We start from the raw sequence: 20,107 nt of genomic DNA, 5'->3' as shown, positions 1-20,107 counted from the left end.
ACCGATGGAAAATCTGAGATGCCCGCTCGTTGGCTCCTTCCGGGCGGAGAGCCCGTTCCTCGATGGGCACTTCGTGGGAAATCCGATCGTGCCGGGTGCGATCATCCTCGGCTTTCTTGCCGCCGGCTTGAAAGAGCGTGGGCAGCGGCTCGTGAATGTTCAGCGAATGAAGTTCATCCGCCCGTTGCGGCCCGACGTGTCCTTCGAGGTGACCATCGGCCGGCGCGGCTCCGGCCTTCGCGCCGAGTTCAGCGACGGCGAAGGTATCTTTGCCACTGCCAGCCTCGTCATCCGGCCGATCGATGAGTGACGCCGCGCCGGATTGGCTTCGCGAGCCCGAGCGCGGCAGCCAACTGGCACTTCGCGTGATGCGCACCATCGCCCAGAGCGCGCCGCCGCAGGTGACCGATCCGCTGATCTGGCTGATCTCGCTCTACTTTGCGGCCTTGCCAAGCCATGCTTCCGCCACGGGCGCGAAAGCCTATCTCGCGGCCGTGCTCGGTCGCGCGCCGCGTTTCTCCGACCGGCATCGCCAGGTCCGGACCTTCGCCCATGTCATTCTCGACCGGGTCGGGCTGCTGTCCCACGGGGCACCGGCCTTCGACCTGCGCGCGCGCGGAGAGGGGCTCGTTGCAGGTCTGCATGCGCAGAGACGGGGCGCGGTGCTTCTTGGTGCCCATTTCGGCAGCTTCGAGGCGATGAGAGCCTTCGATCGGACCCTCCCGGGTCTTGCGGTGCGCTACCTGATGTTCGAGGACAATGCTGAGAAGACCTCAAGGCTGCTGGAGGGGATCAACCCGGAACTGGCGCATCAGGTGATTCCCCTCAGGGATGGCATCGACGCCATGCTCGCGGCTTGCAGCGCCCTCGAAGAAGGCCAGTTCGTCGCCTTCCTAGGCGACCGGGCGCAGCGCAGGAACCCGCGTGCTGAAGTCGAGGTCGAGTTCCTCGGGCGCCCTGCGCGGTTTCCCCGCGCGCCCTATGTAAGCGCCATGCTGGCGCGGGCGCCGATCATCCTTTGCTTCGCCCCCCGGGTCGGTCGGAGAACCTATGAAATCACCTTCACGGAGTTGCATGACGGATCGCCCGTTCCGCGCCATGAGCGGGACGCGAAGTGCCGCGAGTGGGCGCAGCGCTATGCCGATGCTCTCGGCGAAATGTGCCGCCGTCATCCTTACAATTGGTTCAACTTCTTCGACATATGGCGCTGAGATGACCTTCGGTGCCTGCGCCGCCCCATCCCCCGCGAGCGCGGCCGAGACCCTCGAGGGGCTAAGGATCGACAGCGCGGCTACCATCGCCTACCGCGAGGAGGTCCACCACCCGGCGCTGGCCGAGCCGGAACGGGCGCACGGCCTGATGTGGGTGACGCCAGACGGCCGTCTGATCAAGGAGCAGGCGGCCCCGAGGCGGGAGATCAGCGAGATCGGCAAGGATTTCGTGTCCGTGCGCGAGTTTCCCGAAGATGCGGCGAACCTGCTTCCGATACCGCCCGAGGCGAGACGGATGCTCGATGCGCTGCGCGCCGTCATGTCGGGAAGGGTCGGATCGGTGGCCGCGGAATACGCGCCCGAACTGACTGAGGTGCGACCGCTCTGGCGCCTTCGGCTGGCCGTGCACGACGACCCGGAATATCTGCCGGTCTTCCTGATCGGCTGCGGTGCCGAACTGCGGGGGATGGAGATCCGCGAGCCGGGCGCGGTTCGCCGTCTGATCCTGTTCGACCGGCAGCCATGACGCGGCTCTCGCTGGCTGCCCTCGTCGCCCTCGGCCTTGCGGCCGCGGCGGTCGCGACGGCCGAGATCGACACCGACGCGCGTGCTCTGCTCGGGGACGACGGATCGATCGTCTCGGCGCTCGACACGGCGGACGGGCGGTCGGCGCTGCTCGCGGTCGTCGATGCGGACCGCGAGAGGCGCAACGCGATCGCGCGGGCGATCGTCGAGGATCTGGCGGACGAGCCGATGGTTGCGCGCGCGTCGGCGGGCGTCATGACCCCGCCGCCGGGCCTCGCGGACTGGCTCTGGCGCGAGAGGTTCACGCTGTCGCCGCCGCCGCCTCCGGCCTTCGCATCCGAGGCCATGACGATGGAGCTGATGTCGGCGCGGGCGGCGCTCACCAGCGTCGGCGGCGGGGGGCTCGCCCATTACTATCTGCTCGATCCGACGGGCAGCTTTCGGCGCCTGATCGAAGCCCTGGCCCTCGCGGCCGGCGGCGGCCTGCCGGTCGCTGACGGGGTGGTGCAGTCGCTCGATGACAGGGCGGCGCTCGTCACCATCGAGCTCGCGGCCCGCCCGTTCGACGTCGATGCGCAACGAGCGCTCGACCGATCGATCATCGAGCATGTGGAGCATGCGGGCGCCGAGGCCATCATGGTCGGTCCGCGCCCCATCGCGGCCCGCGTCAGCGCCGGTCTCGAGCGAAGCTCGAAGATCGTCGCCGGTGTTGGCGGCGGGCTGCTCCTTCTCTGGCTCGTCGCGGTCCTGCGATCCGCGCTCTCGCTCGCGCGCGTTTGCCTCCCGCTCGCGATCGGCCTCGCGGGGGCCGTGCTGGCGGTCCAGACAGTCTTCGGCAGCGTGCATGTCGTGGCCCTCGGGTTCGGGGGCGCTCTCACCGGCCTCGCGCTGGACTACCCGCTGCATCTGCTGTCCCATGCACGGACAGGCGGCGACATGGCACGGACGCGGCGGCTCATTCTGCTCGGGGCATCGACGACTGGCGTTGCCTTCCTCTCCCTGCTGGGCGCCGGAATTCCCGCGATCGGGCAGGTCGGGCTCTTCGTCGCGGCAGGCCTCTCCGCCGCCGCGGTCGCCGCGATCGCCATCGGCGTCGAAGGCGAGTCAAGGCACGCCTGGCAGTCCCCGCGCAGAACCCCACCGCCGGCGATACGCTGGAAGCTGCCTGCTCTCGCCATACTCGGCCTCGTTGCGGGCGCCGTCGTCTCGGTCTCCTCGGGGCCCGGCACGCGCGGGCTCTTCGAACTGCCGTCGGCGGTCACGGAGTCGATCGCCGCTCTCGATCGCATGATCGGCCTGCCCTCTGGTCGCTACCGAATCGAGGTCGAAGCATCGACGCTCGGCAGCCTTCTTGCCCAGCAGAGACGGCTGGAGAAGGTCCTTGCCGAAGCCCGCGCGGCCGGAGCGATCGGCCGCTCCTCGATGCTCGCAGACAAGCTGCCCGGCGGCGACGATCCGTCGCTTCCGGACGTCGAGGCCTTCGCTGCCGCGCTGTCAGGGGGCCTGCGCAAGGCCGGCATGCGCGAAGGCTTCGGCGCCGAGATCATCGACGCGTACCGCAAGGCTCTGCAGGGACCGCCACTCGGCTCCGGCGAGGTCGCGCCGATGGCCGGGCCGCTGGCGTCCGCGCGCCTCGTTCGGGTCGAGGGCGACCGCCTCGTCGCGACGGTGAGCCTCTGGGATGTTGCGGACCCCGCCCGGATCGAGGACGCCGTCCGAGGACTCTCCGGGGTTCGCTTCATCGACGAACAGACCGCGCTCTCGGAGCGGCTCGACCAGTTGATTGCGCGCATTGGTGTCTGTTTCCTGATCGGCATTGCCGGATGCGCGACCATTCTTGCCCTTGCGCTCCGCAGCGTGAGACCCGTCGTCGAGATTCTCGCATCATGCCTGGCCGCAGCCGCCCTCGCAGCCGCCTCGCTCGCCATCGTGGGAGATGGGATCAGCGTCTTCACCCTGATCGCCCTCGCCCTTGTTGTAGGTATAGGGATCGACTATGGGATCTTCCTGACGTCGAGCGAGGATCCCGAGGCGTCCGCCGTGGCCTTGAGCTCGGTCGGCTTGTGCGCGAGCACGACGCTCATTGCGTTCCTTGTCATGGCATTTTTCGGCACCGGCTTGCTAAGGGATATTGGCATGACTGTTTCCATCGGTGTGGCCGCGACTGCCGTCGCGTCATCGCTTCGCCAGAAATGGAGCGTCGGGCGCGGCTGATGACCAGGACCGCGCACCTGCCCCCGCTCGACGAACTCGCCATCACCGCGCGGGTCGCCGTGTCGTGCATAGGCCACGGGCGGGACGCGCATGTCGAGGCGATGTCCAGCGGTCGATCCGGTCTCACCCCCTGCGATTTTCCCGGAGCGGCGATCCCGTGCTGGATCGGGCAGGTGAGCGGCATCGAGCAGGGCGCGTTCCCGCGTGGGCTGGCCGCCTACGATAACCGCGCGACACGGATTGCATTGGCCGGCCTCGAGGCAGACGGGTTCGCGGCTCGCGTCGCGGCAGCGATCGCGCGCTGGGGCAGCGACAGGGTCGGGATCGTGATCGGCACCTCGACCTCGGGCGTCGAAAAGCTCGAGCAGGTATACCGACGATGGTCGGGGGACGGGCCGCTCGATCCCGCCTACTCGCTCCGGCACCACAACGACCATCACGCCGTCACGGCGTTCCTTGCGGAGCATCTCGGGATCGCAGGGGTGGGCTACACCGTCTCCACCGCCTGCTCGTCCGCGGCCAAGGCCCTGATCGATGGCGCGCAGCTGGTCCGTCTCGGGCTGTGCGACGCCGTGCTGACGGGAGGCGTCGACAGCCTGTGCTTGACCTCGCTCTATGGCTTCGAGGGGCTCGAGCTTCTCTCGCGCGCGCCCTGCAGGCCGTTCGACGTCCGGCGCGAGGGCCTGTCGATCGGCGAGGGCGCGGGCTTCCTTCTGATCGAGCGCGAGGGGGATGGACCGCGGCTTCTCGGCTATGGCGAGACGTCGGATGCCGTCAGCATGTCGACGCCGCCACCGGACGGTGCGGGTGCCCAGGCGGCTATGCGCGAAGCGCTGGCACGCGGCGGTCTCGCCGCCGCCGAGATCGGCTTCGTCAAGCTGCACGGGACCGGGACCCGGACGAATGATGCCGCCGAGGCGGCGGCCGTCGCGGCCGTCTTTCCGCACGTCCCGCCGGCGGCGTCGCTGAAGGGGATGATCGGCCACACGCTTGGCGCCGCCGGCGCGGTCGAAGCGGTGCTCTGCCTCGACGCCATGGAGGCGGGCGTCGTGCCCGGGACGGTGGGCCTCGATCAGCCCGACCCGACACTCGCGATCGCTCCCGGCGCGCGGCCATCGACCGGGGAAATCCGCCGCGCCATCTGCAACGCCTTCGGCTTCGGGGGCAGCAATTCCGCACTCCTGTTCGGACTGGCATGAAGGCGCGACTGCATATCGACGGCGTGGGCTTCGCCGCGCCGGGACTGCCGACGGCCGAGGCGCTGCGGGGCCACCTCGAGGGCGCGCCGTTCGCGCCCGAGGCCGAGTGGAAGCCAATGCCTGCGTCGCTCGCCCGTCGCCAGGCGCTGAGGCTGAGCGAGGCGACGCGCGTCGCGATCATGGCGGCCGAGCAGATCGCGGCTGCGTTGCCCGCCGATTGCCCCTGGGTCTTTGCTAGCTCGACGGGCGAGGGTGGCACGCTCAACGAGATCCTACTCGCGCTCCGCTCGGACCCGATCATGATCCAGCCCCTGCGGTTCCAGAACGCGGTCCACAACGCCGCCCAAGGCAACTGGTCGATCGCCGCCGCGAACAAGGGCGCCATGACCAGCGTTGCGGCCTATGACGCGACGCCGGGCATCGGATTTCTCAAGGCGGCGATGCAGGCATTGACCGACGACCGGCCGGTCGGGCTGGTCGTGTTCGACGCGCCGATGCCGCCGCCGCTGCATGACAAGCGCCCGTTCGGACTTGCGATGGCGGCGGCCTTCGCCCTCTCGCCGCGCCGGGGGCCCGAGAGCCTCGCGGCTCTCGATCTCGCGGTCGTGGCGGACGAGGAGGCCACGGCCCCATCCGTCTCGGGGGCCGATCCGAGGCTTGCCGACAATGGCAACCCGGTCCGGATGCTCCTCCCGCTCCTGCGCCGGATCCATCGGCCGGAGGATGGGGCAATCCTTCTGGACCTACCCGGATCGCACGCATTGAGGATAACGGTTTCGGGCTGCCGCGATGGATGAGGACGCCCTGAGCCGCATGCCCCATTCGGGCCCGATGCGACTGATCGCGTCGGTGATTGCCTCGGATTCCCAGCGGGTGCGGTGCCTCGCGACGGATCACCGGGCGCCCTCCTTTCCCCTTCGTCTCGGAGGCGTGCTTCATGGCGCTGCGATGATCGAGATCGGCGCTCAGGCGGCGGCGGTTCACGCATCGCTCCACGCGCTTGACGCCGCGCATACGGGCCTCGTTCTGGCGCTCGGCGATGTCGTCATCGCGCGCGACGTGGTCGAGAGCGCGGGGCGCGTCGAGGCCATGGCCGAGCGGATCGCGGGCGACGATGCCGGCGCGCGCTACCGCTTCGAGGTGGTGGACGGGGATGGCGTCATCGTCTCGGGCGAGCTTCTTCTCAGCATGCGGCGGAGGGACGGTTGAAGCGCGCGCTCGTCACCGGCGGGTCGAGCCCGATCGGCTCGGCCATCGCGTGGGAACTCTCGCGCCAAGGTCACCATGTCATCGTCCACGCTGGCCGGAACGAGGCCGCCGCGAGAATGACGGCCGAGGCCATCCAGCGGGCGGGTGGGAGCGCCGAGGCGATCGCGCTCGATCTCACGCGGATCGAGGAGACACAGGAGCGGCTTGGCAAAGTCGTCGATACCGCCCCGATCCAGATCTTCGTCCACAATGCGGGCATGCACCGCGACATGCCGTTTGCAGCGATGGAGCCCGATGACTGGCGCGCCGTCATCGACGTCAATCTCAACGGTTTCTATGCGGCGCTGAAGCCGCTGATCCTGCCCATGATGCGCATGCGCTGGGGGCGGATCGTCGCCATCTCGTCGCTGACCGCGATCACCGGCAACCGCGGCCAGACGAACTACGCCGCCGCGAAGGGCGGGCTCCTGCCGCTCGCCAAGTCGCTGACGCGGGAGTGCGGCAGCCGGGGCATCACCGCGAATGTCGTGGCGCCTGGCCTCATCGCGACGCCCGAGACCGAGCGGCTCGCGAACTTCGACCAGCTCAAGGGCCTCTGTCCCGCGGGACGGGCCGGCCGCCCCGAGGAGGTCGCTGCAATTGTGGGCTTCTTGGCGTCCGAGGCGTCGGGGTATATTTCAGGCCAGCTGATCGCGGTCGATGGAGGAACGAGCTGATGGATGGCGCAGCCCCCCAGCCCGAGCGAGGCGTCACCGCGTCCAGGCGCTGCGATGTCATGGTGATCGGCGGCGGCCCCGGCGGCGCGGCGACCGCGGCCTTCCTGGCCGCGAAGGGCCACCAGGTCGTCCTGATCGAGAAGGACCGCCACCCGCGCTTCCATATCGGCGAGTCGCTGCTGCCACGCAGTCTGCCACTGCTGGACGAGCTTGGCGTGCATGACGAGGTGCGCCGGATCGGCGTCCTGAAGCCGGGGGCCGAATTCATCAGCGAGGACGGCAGCCGCGAGGCGATCTTCGAATTCCGCCGCGCCCTGCGCGACGGACCGGCGCATGCCTATCAGGTGCGCCGGTCGGAGTTCGACCAGATCATCTTCGACCGGGCCGTCGCGCTCGGCGTCGAGGTGCAGCAGGAGGCCACCGCCCGTGTCGTCTCGCTCGATGACGATGGCGCGAGCGTGAGGACCGAGGGCGCGGATGGCGAGAAAATCGACTGGGAGACCGGTTTTCTCGTCGACGCTTCGGGCCGCTCCACGCTGGTCTCAAAGATGCTCTCCGAGAAGCTTCCGGACCCGCGCAACACCTCGGCGGCAATCTTCGGGCATTTCCGCGGCGTGCCCCGGCGGGACGACGAGCGCAGCGGCAACATCCGGATCTACCTCACCCGGCCGGGGTGGATGTGGCAGATTCCCTTGCGCGACGATGTGACCTCGGTGGGGTTCGTGGCCCCGGGCGAACATCTCCAGACACGAGACGGCTCCATCGAGGCGTTCTTCGATGCGCACTGTGCCCGCCATCCGCACATAGCGGAGATGCTGGCTTCGGCCGAACGCCTTGGCCCGCTGCACGCGACCGGCAATTTCTCGTATCGCGCGACCGCAGCCGCGGGTGCCCGCCACGTCAAGGTCGGCGACGCCTATGGCTTCATCGACCCGATCTTCTCGACGGGTGTCCATCTCGCGCTGACGAGCGCGCGCGAGGCGTCCATCGCGATTGCCGACATCCTCGCGCAGCCCTCCACCCGGGCCCGGCGCCTGGCCCAGTATCACGACGAGATCGAGCGGCGGTTGAAGTTCGTCTCGTGGTTCATCTACCAGATTCACGATCCCAGCTTCCGCAAGATGATGGTGAATCCGAAGAACATACTCGGCGTCGAGCGGGCGATGATCTCGCTCCTCTCGGGCGATTTCCGACCCGACTTCCAGATCCGGTGGCGCATTGCGCTGTTCAGGCTGTTTCGCTACATGGTCGCCGCGACCGAGCGGCAGGACAGGAGAAACCCGAATGGATGATTTGACCTCGGTCGGCCGCTTTCATGCCTTCCGCCACGAGGTGGCATGCATGATCGTCGAGGAACTGGTCCTCGACGATGTTGCGCCCGAGGACATCGACCCAGACGCTCCGCTGTTCATCGACGGGCTCGGCCTCGACTCGATCGACGCGCTCGAACTCTCCTTCGCGATCACGAAGCGCTATGGCGTCCAGCTCCGGTCTGGCGACGAGCGCAACCGCGAGATCTTCTCGTCGCTCGATGCCCTCAGCCGTTACCTGCAGGAGCACAGGACGAAGTGAGCGGGAACCGATCATCGATCGGCTACTTGGTCGTTGGAACACTGATCATCGCCTTGGCCGGAAGAGCGGCGGGATGGCTGTCGGACGAGACCGCGGATCTCGTGTTCCTTGTTTCGTTCGGGTGGTTTGCCTACAGTGCTCTCGTCACGCGCATCCGCGCCACGCCAGCCGCCCTGGCGGTGCTGTCCCTGGTCCTTGGGCTCATCGCGTTGCGGCAGAGCTTTCCGTCGTTGCGCTACATGCCGTTCCTGATGATCGCTCCAGTCAATTTTGCCCTGGCTGCGATCTTCGCCCGCGGTCTGATGCCGGGTCGTCGCCCAGTTCTCCTCAAGTTGATCGATATCATCGGGATGGCGCCGGCGGAGGATCTGGCGTTCCAGCGCTTCGTCGCGCGTCAGTGCCTGCTCTGGAGCCTCATGGCACTTGCCACCGGGCTTCTGGCGCTTGGCGGGATCTTCGTCGAGGCGGCAAGACCCGCAATCTCGCTGGCGCTTCAGGTCCTGATCGGCGCACAAGTCGTGTGGTTCGCGCTCTCCCACCACTATGCGTCGCTGCGCTATCGGCGGCCGGAAACGTGGTGGACGACCCTGAAGACCATGGCCCAGCCTGGCGTGTGGTCCCGCCTCGGGAAGCTGTCGTGATGCCGCACAATCGACCCCTCCCGCTCTCGGAGCCATTCTGCGTGACGGCAGGCGGCGCGGTCGGCGGCGCATCCTTCCTCGCAGATGTCGCGGCCGCGCGCCCACGCCTCGCCGGCCATGACGCCATCTGCAACATGGCCGATCGGCGCTACGACTTCGCGGTGGTGCTGACCGCCGCCATGGCGAACGGGCAGACCACCGTCCTTCCACCCTCACGCGCGGCCGGGGCGGTCGCTTCGGCGCTCGAGGGCTGGCAGTCGCCGAGGATGGTGCACGCTCTGTCGGATCTCGGTATCGGCGATCGCGACCCGGGGACGGCCATGGAAGGGCCTCCCCTCCCGAAGCTGGCAGGACCTGTCCATGTCTTCACATCGGGATCGACCGGCAAGCCTGTTCGCCATCTGAAAGACTGGCATTCGCTCGCCGAAGGGGCTCGCCTGACCGCAGAGATCATCGCCAGGGCAGGTATTCGACGCGCCCGCTCGGCGCTTCTCGGGACCACTCCGCACCAGCACATGTACGGTCTCGAAGCCGCAATCTTCGCTGGCCTCGCGCACGGTTACTGCTTGCATGATGCGACGGTCTTCTACCCGGCCGATCTCGAGCGGGCCGTCAGTGACGCGAAGGCCGCGGGCATATCGGAAATCGTCCTTGTCACGAGCCCGGCACATCTTCGGTTCCTCGAGGAATCGATCGTCGCGGTGCCCGAGATACGCTGCATTATCTCGGCGACGGCACCGCTTCACCGCGAGGTCGCGCGTCGCCTCGAAGCGGGCGGCGAGCGCAAGGTCTTCGAGATCTACGGCAGCACCGAGACCGGCTCCCTCGCCTGGCGGAGGAGTGCGTCGGCGGAACTCTGGACCCCCCTCGAGGGCTTCACGATCGTTGGCGTCGGCGACCGCTGGTTTGCATCCGCCCCCCATCTCGCAGCGACAATCCCGCTCGGGGATGATCTCGACCTCGAGCCGGACGGGCGCTTCCGTCTCGTCGGCAGGCATGGGGACATGATTCGGGTTGCAGGCAAACGCCAGAGCCTTGCCGGACTGAACGCCGTGCTCGCCCTGATGCCGGGGCTGTCGGATGGCATCATCCTGAGCGAGGCGGGCCCCGACGGCGACCTGCTGAGCCTGTTCGTGGTAGCGGACCCGGCGATGAGCGCCGATCCTGAAGCCCTGCGCAGAGCCGTGCGGTCGCATCTTCTCGGCTATGTCGACCCGATTTTCGTTCCGCGCCATCTCTGTGTCGTCGACCGGATCCCTAGGGGCGAAACCGGAAAGGTCTCGGCGGCCGATCAGGCGATGTTGCTGAGTCTCGCGCGCGGATGTCCCAACGAGGGCGAGCACCGCGGGGCCAAGAAAGGCGGGTGATTTCCTGTCAGGGGGCAATGTCGAGGGAAACGCGCTCGGGGCGGAGTGCTGGCCTCCCTACCCTCGCGGCATGAGCAGACGCAGCCCCATCCGCTCCTTCAAGACGAGCCCGGAGATCATACGCCTGGCGGTCATGGTGGACGTCCATGTCCCGCTGCCGCTCCGGCAAGTCGGGGATCTGCTGCACGAGCGCGCGATAAACCTGAGCGATGAGACGGTGCAGTTCTGGTGGCCGGGTAGGGCCGATCCCCGCCGCGGGGAGCCCCAACATCGCCAGCGGCAATGGGGAGCTGTCCGATCCCGATCTCGGGGCGTTCAACCCATTCTTGCCGAGAGGCGACATCTTTTCCGAGGCTCCTATTCTGGGGCCGAGCAGTTCCTTCAACGTCCGCCCATTCCTGACCACCCATCGGAACGGCAACTGGTCTTCGACAACCGATCTGAACGTCTTCTGGCGGATGAAGGCCGAGGGCGGCGTCTGTCCGCCAGGCGGGCAGATCATTCGGCCCCGAACGGCAGCGGCGAGCGCTTCGTTGGCTCGGCCATCACGCCCATGCCCGCCGTCAACTACGTTGAACCCGCGCGGTGGACGGGTCGCAACCTCAAATCTCGCCAAGCATGATTTCGCAGCCGGTGTGCCCACCGAGCAGTCGTCCAAGATGAAACAACGGAAGCGGATCGGTGTCGTCCGCTCCAACGAGGCCCGCAAAGGCTTGGCGGGCACGCGCATCCCCCGCTTCGAGCAGGGCGAAGGCTTCAGCATAGCGTGCAACTGCCGCCTCGTCGCAACCGCCAGGCCCGAGGGGCTCGTAGCATCTCAGAGACCGCGACTTGCCCCGGAGAAGAAGGGCGCCGATCGGGCGTCCCGCGAAGGCGGTTGTGTGCTCCACGACGCTCTCGCTTACGCAGATCCGCGTGCCCACGATCTTGTTGGCCCCCTCGAGTCGCGCCGCAACATTCACCGCGTCTCCAAATGCGGTGTAGTCGAAGAACCGCGCGCCCCCGAAGTTGCCGATGACGGCATGGCCCGTGTTGACGCCAATTCGCGTCGCGCCGAGTGCGATGCCGCGGCCGCGCTGCTCGGCCTCGAAGTCCCGCGCAAAACGGTCGATTGCGAGCGCGCAGGTAATCCCTTGGTCGGCGTGCGCCGCATCCTCGACCGGCGCGCCGAAGATGGCCTGCACCGAGTCGCCTATGATCTTCATCACCGTGCCCCCGTGGGCGAAGACGATCTCGGTCAGACCCTCGAGGTAGGCATTGAGGAGGCTCACGAGCCCGCCCGGCTCCAGCGCCTCGGCGAGCGGCGTGAAGTCCGCGAGATCGGTAAAGAGGAAGGTCGCCTCCCGCCACTCGCCATGCGGCGTCAGGCAGTCCGGCTGCGCGCTCAGCGCAGCGACCACGCCGGGCGAGAAGTATCGCGCGAGCGTCGCGGCGGTCTGTTCCGCCACGCGTTTCTCCTCGCGGAGCCGCCGCATCAGGATCTGGTGTTCGAGCGTCTTCTCGAGGGTGGCCTCGAGGTCCTGGAACTCGATCGGTTTCGTCACGAAGTCGAAGGCGCCGCGGTTCATCGCGATCCTGATGTTCCGCATGTCGCCATAGGCCGAGACGATCACCGTCTTGGCCTCGTGTCCGAGTGCGCCGAGCCGGTCGAGGAGCGTGAGTCCGTCCATCCGCGGCATGTTGATGTCGGAGAGCACGATGTCGAAGTCGGGGTCGACCATGAGCGTCTCGAGCGCCTCCTGCCCGTCGCGGGCAAAACGGAAATCGAGCTCGCCCGCACGAATCCGCCTTCGGAACCGCTGGCTCACGAGCGCCTCGACGTCAGGCTCATCGTCGACCACAAGGATGCGGGCTGCGCTCACGCCCCGTCTCCAAGCGCTTCAGCGACCTGACGGCGAAGCTTCTCGAAGTCGACTGGCTTCGTCAGGAAGGCCTCCGCCCCAAGCGTCCGCACCTGCGTCTCCGTCGCGGCGTCGCCGTACGCAGTGATCATGCAGACTGCAACCTTCGGCCATTCCGCTCGAATGGCAGCAAGAAGGTCGACACCTGACATCCCGGGCATGTTGATGTCGGAGAGCACAAGAAGGATGTCGGGTGGCACACCGTGGCGCAGCACATCAAGCGCCTCGGTTGCAGAGAAGGCGAAATCGAACCGGTACCGCCCCGCCCGGATCTCGCGCCGGAAGTTCTGGCGGAAGAGATCGGCAACATCGGCCTCATCGTCGACGACAAGGATTCGGACAGTCATGCCCTGGCCTCCCGATTTCCGGCCGTGCGCGGCAGGGTGACGCGAAACAGGGTAAAGCTGCCGGGCTCGCTCTCGACCGTGAAGGTGCCGCCATGCTGCTCGACCACGATGTCGTGGCTGATCGAAAGGCCGAGCCCGGTGCCCTCGCCTGCGGGCTTCGTCGTGAAGAAGGGGAGAAAGATCCGGTCCCTGATCTCGACCGGGATGCCGCTGCCGTTGTCGCGCACCTCGATCTCCACACCGTCCTCCGCGTTCCTGGTGGAAATATCGAGCCGCGGCGTGAAACCCGCGACCGCCCCCGCGCGCTTCCGGTTCGCGGCGTAAATGCCATTCGAGACAAGGTTCAGGATAACGCGCGTCAGGTCCTGGGGGCAGCACTCGATCTGCCCGAGCCCCGGGTCGAGCGACCGCGCGATCTCCACGGTGAAGTCGGGATGCTCGGCACGCGCGCCGTGATAGGCGAGGTTCAGCGCCTCCTCGACGAGTGCGTTGACATCAGCCATGCGCCATTCCGCCGCCCCATGCCGAGCGTGCTGGAGCATGTTCTTGACGATCGAGTCTGCGCGTGCGCCGTGGTGGGCGATCTTGGCAAGGTTGTCGCGCACCATCGCGAACAGTTCGACTGCCTCGTCCCGGGCCGTCTGATCGAGCGCCGCGATCGGCGCCTCCAGGAATTCCGCCAGCTCGACGAGCAGATCGCTCGAGAGCGTGGCGAAGTTGTTGACGAAGTTGAGCGGGTTCTTGATCTCGTGCGCGATGCCCGCGGTGAGCTGGCCGAGAGACGCGAGCTTCTCGGTCTGGATCAGCCTGTCCTGCGTGGTTCGCAGGTTCTCGAGCGACGCGGCCAGCTCGCCCGTCCGGGCCTCGAGCTCGCCGAAGAGCCGCGCGTTCTCTATGGCGATCGCAGCCTGGTCGGCGAAGGTCTGCAGCCGCGCCACCTGCTCGCGCGAGAAGGGCTGCACCTCGGTCCGGCGAAGCGAGATGACCCCCTGTGCTTGCCCTTCCCGGATCAGCGGAACGGCGAGCACGGTCCGGACGCCTGCCTCCCGGGCCAGCGCGCGTCCGGTCGGGAAGTCCTCCGCTGCGAGGAGGTCGACGACCTCGACCGGGCGTCCGTCCAGCACCGCGCGGCCGAGCACCGTCTCGCGCGAGAGCTCGAGGCGGTCGAAGCGGCGGGGTATCGTGCCCTTGGAGGCCGACAGCCGGAGGCCCTCGCTCTCGCGCAGGAAGACGGCGCAGTCTGCCGCGTTGCAGAGGCTGGCGGCGCGCCCCACGATGGCGTCGAGAACGGGGCCGATGGCGCCGGGTGAACGGCTGATCGTCTCTAGAACCTCGCTCGTTGCGGTCTGGTAGTCGAGCGCCTCCTGAAGATCCTCGGTCCGGGCCTGAACCTCCTGAAACAGACCGACATTGCCGATCGCGATCACAGCCTGGTCGGCGAAGGTCGTCACGGCTTCGACCTCGACTGCGGAGAACGGCTCGACGACGTTGCGCTGGAGCGCGATGACGCCGAGAACCGTCCCGCCGCGCATGAGCGGCACCGCGAGGGCTGTGCGGTAACCGCCGGCCTGCTGGGCATCGTGCCAGCGGTACTCGGGATCCTCGAGGACGTCTTTGACGTGCACGGGGCCTGCGTCGAGCACCGCGCGGCCGACAAGGCTGCCCCGGTCGACGGGGCGCGGGCGGCTGGCCACGTAGTCGAGGAAACCCTGCGTCCCCCCGCTGCCGGCCACACAATGCAGCAGCCCGTCATCCAGAAGCCGGAAGATTACGGCCCAGCCGGCCCGGCAGAGTCGACAGGATGTCGCCACTATGGTGTCGAGGACGGGCTGCAGCTCGTCGGTCGCACGGCTGATGACAGCCAGCACCTCGCTCGTCGCGGTCTGGTACTCGAGCGCCTGCTGAACTTCGAGCGTGCGGGACTCGACCTCGTGAAAGAGCCGAGCGTTCTCGATCGCGATGAGGGCCTGGTCAGCGAAACCCTCGAGAAGGTCCTGCTGGCGCTTCGGGATGGGCCCGGGCTCTGCCCAACCGACCACGATCACACCAAGCGCGACGCCTTCGCGCATCATCGGCACGCCCGCGACCCTGCGCCAGCCGCGCTTTCCGCGGAAGCGCTCGTCGTACTCGGCATCGGCAAGGGTGTCGTCGATGCAGATCGTCTTGCCCGAGAGCACTGCCCGTCCCGCCACCTGCGACCGGTCGGGGGGTGTCGGATACTTCTCGGTGAGCAACTTTTGGTGGAGCTTCAGGGCTTCGCCGTCGTGCCCGTTCCAGCGCGTGGCGACGAAATGGAGGAACTCCCCATCGTAGCGGAAAACATTGGCGTAGAGTCCGTCGCAGAGTGTCACCGCGTTCTCGACGATCGCCTCGAACACCGGTTGGGCGTCGGCGACCGAGAGACTGGTGAGGCGTTGAATCTGCGACGTGACCTCTAGAGTGCGGAGAGCGTCCTGCAGTTCCTCGGTGCGCTCGCGCAGCGCATGGAAGAGTTCCGCATTGTTTATCGCGATGACCGCCTGATCGGCGAAGGACTCGACGAGCCTGATCTCGTCGAGCGAAAAGGGCTGCACCTCCCGGCGCCTCAGGTTCAGGACGCCGATGACCTCACCGTCGCGCAGCATCGGCACTCCGAGCATGGATCGGTAGCCGAGAAGGCGCTGGACATCGTGGAACGTATAGCGAGGCTCCCGCAGAACGTCCGGCAGGTGGACCGTCGAACGGCTCTCGAGGACCATGCCGACCAGGCTGCCGCAGCCGGGGCGATGGGTGATCTTGCCCAGGATCTCGAATTGTTCATCCGTGATGCCGTGCTTCGTGACGTAGTGGAACACGTCGCCTTCCCTGCGCATGATCGACATGAGATCGACGTCGCAGAGCCTGACGAGGGAGGACGTGAGGGCATCAAGAACGGTCTGCAGATCGAGCGCCGAGCGGCTTATCGTCCTCAGCACTTCCGCCGTCGCCGTCTGGTGGTCGAGCGCCTGCTGGAGCTCCCCCGTCCGGGCCTCCAGCTTCTCGAAGAGCTCGACATTGTTGATCGCGATAACCGCCTGATCGGCGAAAGCCTCGAGAAGACCGATCTGCCGATCCGTAAAAGGGCGCACTTCGAGGCGGCGGATCAGGATTGCGCCGAGCGCTTCGTCCCCGCGCATGAGTGGCGTTGCCAGCGTGGTGCGGTGCCCGTAGCGGCGCTGGTAGGCGACGCCTAGCGGAAACTCCTCCCCGGCAGCGGCCAGATCCTCGACGTGTACGGTGACGCCGTCGACCACCGCGCGGCCCGTCACCCACTCCCGGTTCACGGGGTGGAGGCCGCCGTGTAACGGCAAGGCTCCGTAGGACGCGCGGAGGCGGAGGCCCCCATCATCGAGCCGGAAGATCTGCGCATCCGTCGCATCGCAGAGGCGTGCAGCGTGTTCGGCCATCGTCCGGAACACGGGATCGAGGTCGGTCGGCGAGGACGAGATAACCCGCAGGATCTCGCCCGTCGCGGTCCGCTGCTCCGACGCCTCGGCGAGTTCGCGGTTGCGCGCCGCGACGTTCTCGAAAAGCTCGGCGTTGTTGATGGCGATCACAGCCTGAGCTGCAAAGGTCTCAAGGAGCTCGATCTCGCGCTCCGAGAAGGGGGCGACCTCGGCGCGCATCAGCGTGACGACTCCGATGGCGACATCCTCGCGCACGAGCGGAACGCCGAGGATCGTGCGGTGCCCCCCGAGGCGCTCATAGTTCTTTGCCGAGAGGTCCGGGTCCTTGGTGCAGTCGGCGACGTGAGCTGTCCGGCCTTCCAGCACGGCACGACCTGAGACCGCCCCAGTCTCGACTGCAAGTGGGTTCGCGCGCATGTAGCTCATGAACGCGTCGCTCGCATTGCTTGCCGAGGCGAGCTCCAGCCGGCCGTTGCGCACCAGGAGCACGAAGGCGAACTCGGCGCGGCAGAGCTCAGCAGCCAGTTCGGCAATGGTGTCGAGGACGCGCTGCACTTCGGCTGGCGAGTGATCGAGAAGTGCCAGCACGGCCGACGCGGCGCGCTGCCGCTCTCGATCCAGCGCAAGGAGTGCCTCGAGTTCCGCGCATCGACGCGGAAGGCCGGTGACGCAGTCCGACTCGGACGTATCCATGTCGCTTCGCCCCAACACGTCCCGTGTCCGGAACGGACTGGCGAACCCAGAGAGGCAGGTCCGGTCGCGCGCGACGTGCAGCACGCCGACAACTTTTTCTTACTCCAGCACGCCTGCGAAGACCACAACTCCCGGGAAAAGCGCGGGGCCGATGACGTCGCGCGATCCGACAGACAGATGAGCGTCGGGAGGTGGTGTCAGACGGGGAATATCAAAGGAACCTGGCTTGAGGCGGGATGCCGGCCACCCTACCCTCGCGGCATGAGCAGACCCAGCCCTTCTCGCTCCGTCATTACGTAGGGTTCAGACGGATGCGACGTCTGCAGACCTTTGCCGCCATCCACGCCTCCGTCCACAATCACGTCAACCAGGAACACAGGCGCTCCAGCACGGGCGTCTTCAAGCTCAATCGTGCCCCCGCACTTGCCCAGTGGCGTCAGTTCGGCGTGGCCTGAAAGATCCCGGCCCCGGCAGAACCGAGACGGGTTTGCACTCGTCCGACAGCACCTTCTTCGGGTCGAACAAGCGTTTTCGACGCGGGCCTGAAATTCACACGTCCATGCCTATGAGACGGTAGCCCTGGCGCCAGTGCTCCCGGTCCTCCTCGCGCTCACAGAGCCGGATGTGGCTCTCGAACAGCAGCTTCTCGTCGTAGCTCTGCGGCAGCGAGGCGCGGTACTGCGCCATGTGGCGCTCGGCGGCCTCGGTCTCGCCAAGCTGGGCGAGGGCGATGGCGATCTGCTGGTGATGGTAGAAGATCGGAAGCTTCAGCATCTGCTCCAGCACCGCGATCGACTCGCTGTACTTTCGCAGCATGTAGTAGGACTCGGCCAGAATCTCCTTTCGGATGTTCTCCTCGCTGAAAGGATCGAGCCGGACCGCACGGTGGAAGGTCTCGATCGCCCCGTCCGGATCGCCGGTATAGGCCTGCAGCATCGCCCAGTCGCCCAGCACCGCGACGCTGTTGGGGTTGAGTGCCATGGCGCGCTTCAAATGCTGGCGGGCCAGGGCATGGCGGCCGAGCTGGCGCAGGGCCGAGCCGTAGGCGGCGTGCGAGCGGTAGTCGTTGGGATCGAGTTCAAGCGCACGGCAAGCCGCGGCCTCGGCCCGGGCCAGCGGGTTGTCGTCATAGGTCGAGAGATCCCAGACCGACATACCCTCGGCGCGGGCGATACCGGCATAGGCGGCGGCAAAGTCCGGGTCGATGCCGATCGCCGCCTTGTAGTGCTCCAGCGCCTTGCGAATGCTGTCGCCGCGGCGCACCAGCACATGGTTGCCGCGCAACAGATGGTCGAAGGCGGTCAGACTGCCGGTGGGCTTGCGGCGGCTTGACTCGGCGCCCGCGTCGGCGATCCGGCCCGGCAGAACGGCGACGATGGCGCGGACCACGTCGTCCTGAACCTCGAAGATGTCCTCCAGCTTCCGGTCGTAGCGCTCGGCCCAGAGATGGGCGCCGGCCTGCGCGTCGATGAGCTGCGCGCTGACGCGGACACGATTGCCAGCCTTGCGCACGCTGCCTTCGACCAGGTACCGGACCCCAAGGCGCCGGGCCACCTCCTTCAGGTCGACCGCCTGACCCTTGAACACGAAAGACGAGTTGCGGGCGATGACGAAGAGTTCGGAGAAGCGTGAGAGCTCGGTGATCACGTCCTCGGCAAGGCCGTCGGAAAAATAGTCCTGATCCGGGTCGCCGGACATGTTGGTGAACGGCAGCACCGCGATCGACGGCTTGTCCGGCATGTGCAGCGGCCCAATCGTCGTTGTGTAATCCGCCCCGACTCCGGGGCTCCAGAGGAAAATCCTGACGGGTCGGGCTATGTTCTTCAATTGCTTCTCGCCGGCGGCGACGAACCCGGCCGGCGCGCGGCTTCCGAGGCTTTCCTGAACGATGCCAGAAATGCAGATGCCGCCGGGCTTGGCCAACGCCTCGAGTCGCGCCGCCACGTTGACCCCGTCGCCGTAGATGTCGTCGCCCTCGACGACCACATCTCCGAGATTGATGCCGATGCGGAGCTTCAGCCGCTCCGTCGGATCCCGGGACAGCGCGGTCTGGATCGCAACCGCGCATGCCGTTGCATCGACCACCGACGCAAACTCGGCCAGCAGGCCGTCGCCCAGAAGCTTGACGATCCGCCCGGAATGGCGGGCGATCTCGGGCTCGAGGATTGCGTTTCGCTGGGCAATGAGCGCCGCGAGCGTGGCGTTCTCATCCTCGGACATCAGGGCCGAGTAGCCGACGACGTCGGCGGCCAGGACTGCGGCAAGCCTGCGTGCCAAGGGCAATCTCCGTTTGGCAAAAGACTAGCATCAGAAAAACCCCTTCTCATAGGGACTTGGTGAGAGAGTATCGCGCCCGATTGCACTATTGAGAATTGGTCCCTGCGGCAGCAATCGGGATAAAGCCGGACAGCACAGCATCTTGTCGATGCGGCAGCCTTGTCCCGCTGAGCCGGAATTCGGTGCTGAGCGCGGCGAAAGTCGGCTCTCCGCCCCTTCCGGCGGCCCCGTCAGCGTCGCTCACCGCCCTTGGTTGTCCCTGGAGCCTCGCGCAGCGCGGCCCGCTTCGAGCTTGTTCTGGAATCAGCGAACGCGTGCCTCCGCTCATCCCTTTGCGGCGATCGCCTGGACCTTCACCTTGCCACCAAAAGGCAGTCGCGCGGCCTCGTAGATCGTGCGGGCGGGTCGACGTCCAGGCTCGAACAGCGTCTCATAGAGGGCATTCACTTCGGGAAGGTCGCCGAGATCGGAGAACGCCAGATCGACGTAAACGATGTCGGCGGGCGCGAAGCCAGCCGCCTCGGCGATCCGGAAGACGTGCCCGAACGCGATCTCGGCTTCTTCACGTGCCGTGCCGGGGATGTAGCCGTTCTGCCCGACCGAAAGTTGGCCGCTGATCCAGCAGGTGTTTCCGACCACGACCGCGTTGCTGATCGGCGAAGGAGACGCGGGCACTCCCTCGACCTCGACGATGTATCTTCGCGACATTGCGGTCCCCAGGATGGAGTTGCGAGGCAACCATGAATGAGCGGCACCCTCGGAGTGGTCAAGTTCCGTTGTTGGTGGGTCACCGGCCTGCGGACGACCGGA

The 20,107-nt window shown here is 67.1% G+C and carries 17 protein-coding genes and 1 pseudogene; 13 read left to right on the top strand and 5 right to left on the bottom strand.

Annotated features, from left to right (window positions below; genetic code table 11):
* The first annotated feature begins 4 nt into the window (after positions 1-4).
* The 13 genes and pseudogenes from M1105_RS05425 to M1105_RS05365 form a co-directional block, all read left to right on the top strand.
* A complete protein-coding gene (locus M1105_RS05425) occupies positions 5-310 on the top strand; it encodes a hypothetical protein (RefSeq protein ID WP_249579325.1) in 306 nt (101 codons plus the stop codon).
* Positions 303-1,211, top strand: coding sequence for an LpxL/LpxP family acyltransferase (locus tag M1105_RS05420; RefSeq protein ID WP_249579324.1), 909 nt, complete (start codon positions 303-305; stop codon positions 1,209-1,211). Before M1105_RS05425 ends, M1105_RS05420 begins: the two co-directional genes overlap by 8 nt.
* A 1-nt stretch (position 1,212) precedes the next feature.
* A complete protein-coding gene (locus M1105_RS05415; RefSeq protein WP_249579323.1) occupies positions 1,213-1,737 on the top strand; it encodes a hypothetical protein in 525 nt (174 codons plus the stop codon).
* Positions 1,734-3,950 carry an MMPL family transporter gene (locus M1105_RS05410; RefSeq protein WP_249579322.1) on the top strand — a complete coding sequence of 739 codons (2,217 nt, stop codon included), beginning with the start codon at positions 1,734-1,736 and terminating at the stop codon, positions 3,948-3,950. The genes M1105_RS05415 and M1105_RS05410 overlap by 4 nt, the downstream gene beginning before the upstream one ends.
* Positions 3,950-5,149, top strand: a complete 1,200-nt coding sequence (locus tag M1105_RS05405; RefSeq protein ID WP_249579321.1) for a beta-ketoacyl-ACP synthase — start codon at positions 3,950-3,952, stop codon at positions 5,147-5,149. Before M1105_RS05410 ends, M1105_RS05405 begins: the two co-directional genes overlap by 1 nt.
* Positions 5,146-5,946, top strand: coding sequence for a beta-ketoacyl synthase chain length factor (locus M1105_RS05400; RefSeq protein WP_249579320.1), 801 nt, complete (start codon positions 5,146-5,148; stop codon positions 5,944-5,946). Before M1105_RS05405 ends, M1105_RS05400 begins: the two co-directional genes overlap by 4 nt.
* A gap of 133 nt (positions 5,947-6,079) precedes the next feature.
* Positions 6,080-6,358: a hypothetical protein gene (locus M1105_RS05395; RefSeq protein WP_249579319.1), complete on the top strand. Its 279-nt coding sequence runs from the start codon at positions 6,080-6,082 to the stop codon at positions 6,356-6,358.
* The gene (fabG, locus tag M1105_RS05390; protein WP_249579318.1) at positions 6,355-7,074 is read left to right on the top strand and encodes a 3-oxoacyl-ACP reductase FabG; all 720 of its coding nucleotides are present in this window, start codon (positions 6,355-6,357) and stop codon (positions 7,072-7,074) included. Before M1105_RS05395 ends, fabG begins: the two co-directional genes overlap by 4 nt.
* On the top strand, positions 7,074-8,366 hold the full coding sequence (locus tag M1105_RS05385; protein ID WP_249579317.1) for an NAD(P)/FAD-dependent oxidoreductase: 1,293 nt from the start codon (positions 7,074-7,076) through the stop codon (positions 8,364-8,366). The genes fabG and M1105_RS05385 overlap by 1 nt, the downstream gene beginning before the upstream one ends.
* A complete protein-coding gene (locus tag M1105_RS05380; RefSeq protein ID WP_249579316.1) occupies positions 8,359-8,646 on the top strand; it encodes a phosphopantetheine-binding protein in 288 nt (95 codons plus the stop codon). Before M1105_RS05385 ends, M1105_RS05380 begins: the two co-directional genes overlap by 8 nt.
* Positions 8,643-9,287, top strand: a complete 645-nt coding sequence (locus M1105_RS05375; RefSeq protein ID WP_249579315.1) for a hypothetical protein — start codon at positions 8,643-8,645, stop codon at positions 9,285-9,287. Before M1105_RS05380 ends, M1105_RS05375 begins: the two co-directional genes overlap by 4 nt.
* Positions 9,288-9,328: 41 nt before the next feature.
* On the top strand, positions 9,329-10,654 hold the full coding sequence (locus tag M1105_RS05370) for an AMP-binding protein (RefSeq protein WP_249579314.1): 1,326 nt from the start codon (positions 9,329-9,331) through the stop codon (positions 10,652-10,654).
* Positions 10,655-10,724: 70 nt separating this feature from the next.
* A pseudogene (locus M1105_RS05365) lies at positions 10,725-10,886 on the top strand (IS6 family transposase); the annotation flags it as partial.
* Between the two features lie 370 nt (positions 10,887-11,256).
* Here M1105_RS05365 and M1105_RS05360 read toward each other — a convergent pair.
* The 5 genes from M1105_RS05360 to M1105_RS05340 form a co-directional block, all read right to left on the bottom strand.
* Complete coding sequence (locus tag M1105_RS05360) at positions 11,257-12,516, bottom strand: adenylate/guanylate cyclase domain-containing protein (RefSeq protein ID WP_249579313.1); 1,260 nt, start codon at positions 12,514-12,516, stop codon at positions 11,257-11,259.
* Positions 12,513-12,902, bottom strand: a complete 390-nt coding sequence (locus M1105_RS05355) for a response regulator (protein WP_249579312.1) — start codon at positions 12,900-12,902, stop codon at positions 12,513-12,515. Before M1105_RS05355 ends, M1105_RS05360 begins: the two co-directional genes overlap by 4 nt.
* Positions 12,899-17,020, bottom strand: a complete 4,122-nt coding sequence (locus tag M1105_RS05350; protein WP_249579311.1) for a GAF domain-containing protein — start codon at positions 17,018-17,020, stop codon at positions 12,899-12,901. The genes M1105_RS05355 and M1105_RS05350 overlap by 4 nt, the downstream gene beginning before the upstream one ends.
* Positions 17,021-17,569: 549 nt before the next feature.
* Positions 17,570-19,297 carry a tetratricopeptide repeat protein gene (locus M1105_RS05345; RefSeq protein WP_249579310.1) on the bottom strand — a complete coding sequence of 576 codons (1,728 nt, stop codon included), beginning with the start codon at positions 19,295-19,297 and terminating at the stop codon, positions 17,570-17,572.
* Between the two features lie 324 nt (positions 19,298-19,621).
* Entirely contained in the window at positions 19,622-20,005 is a 384-nt protein-coding gene (locus M1105_RS05340; protein WP_249579309.1) for a RidA family protein, read from the bottom strand.
* Positions 20,006-20,107: the final 102 nt, after the last annotated feature.

The organism is Thermohalobaculum sediminis (genome assembly GCF_023487995.1).
Taxonomy (GTDB): domain Bacteria; phylum Pseudomonadota; class Alphaproteobacteria; order Rhodobacterales; family Rhodobacteraceae; genus Thermohalobaculum; species Thermohalobaculum sediminis.
Note: the sequence above shows the minus strand (reverse complement) of the source record. Positions and strands in the feature narration are given on the sequence as shown.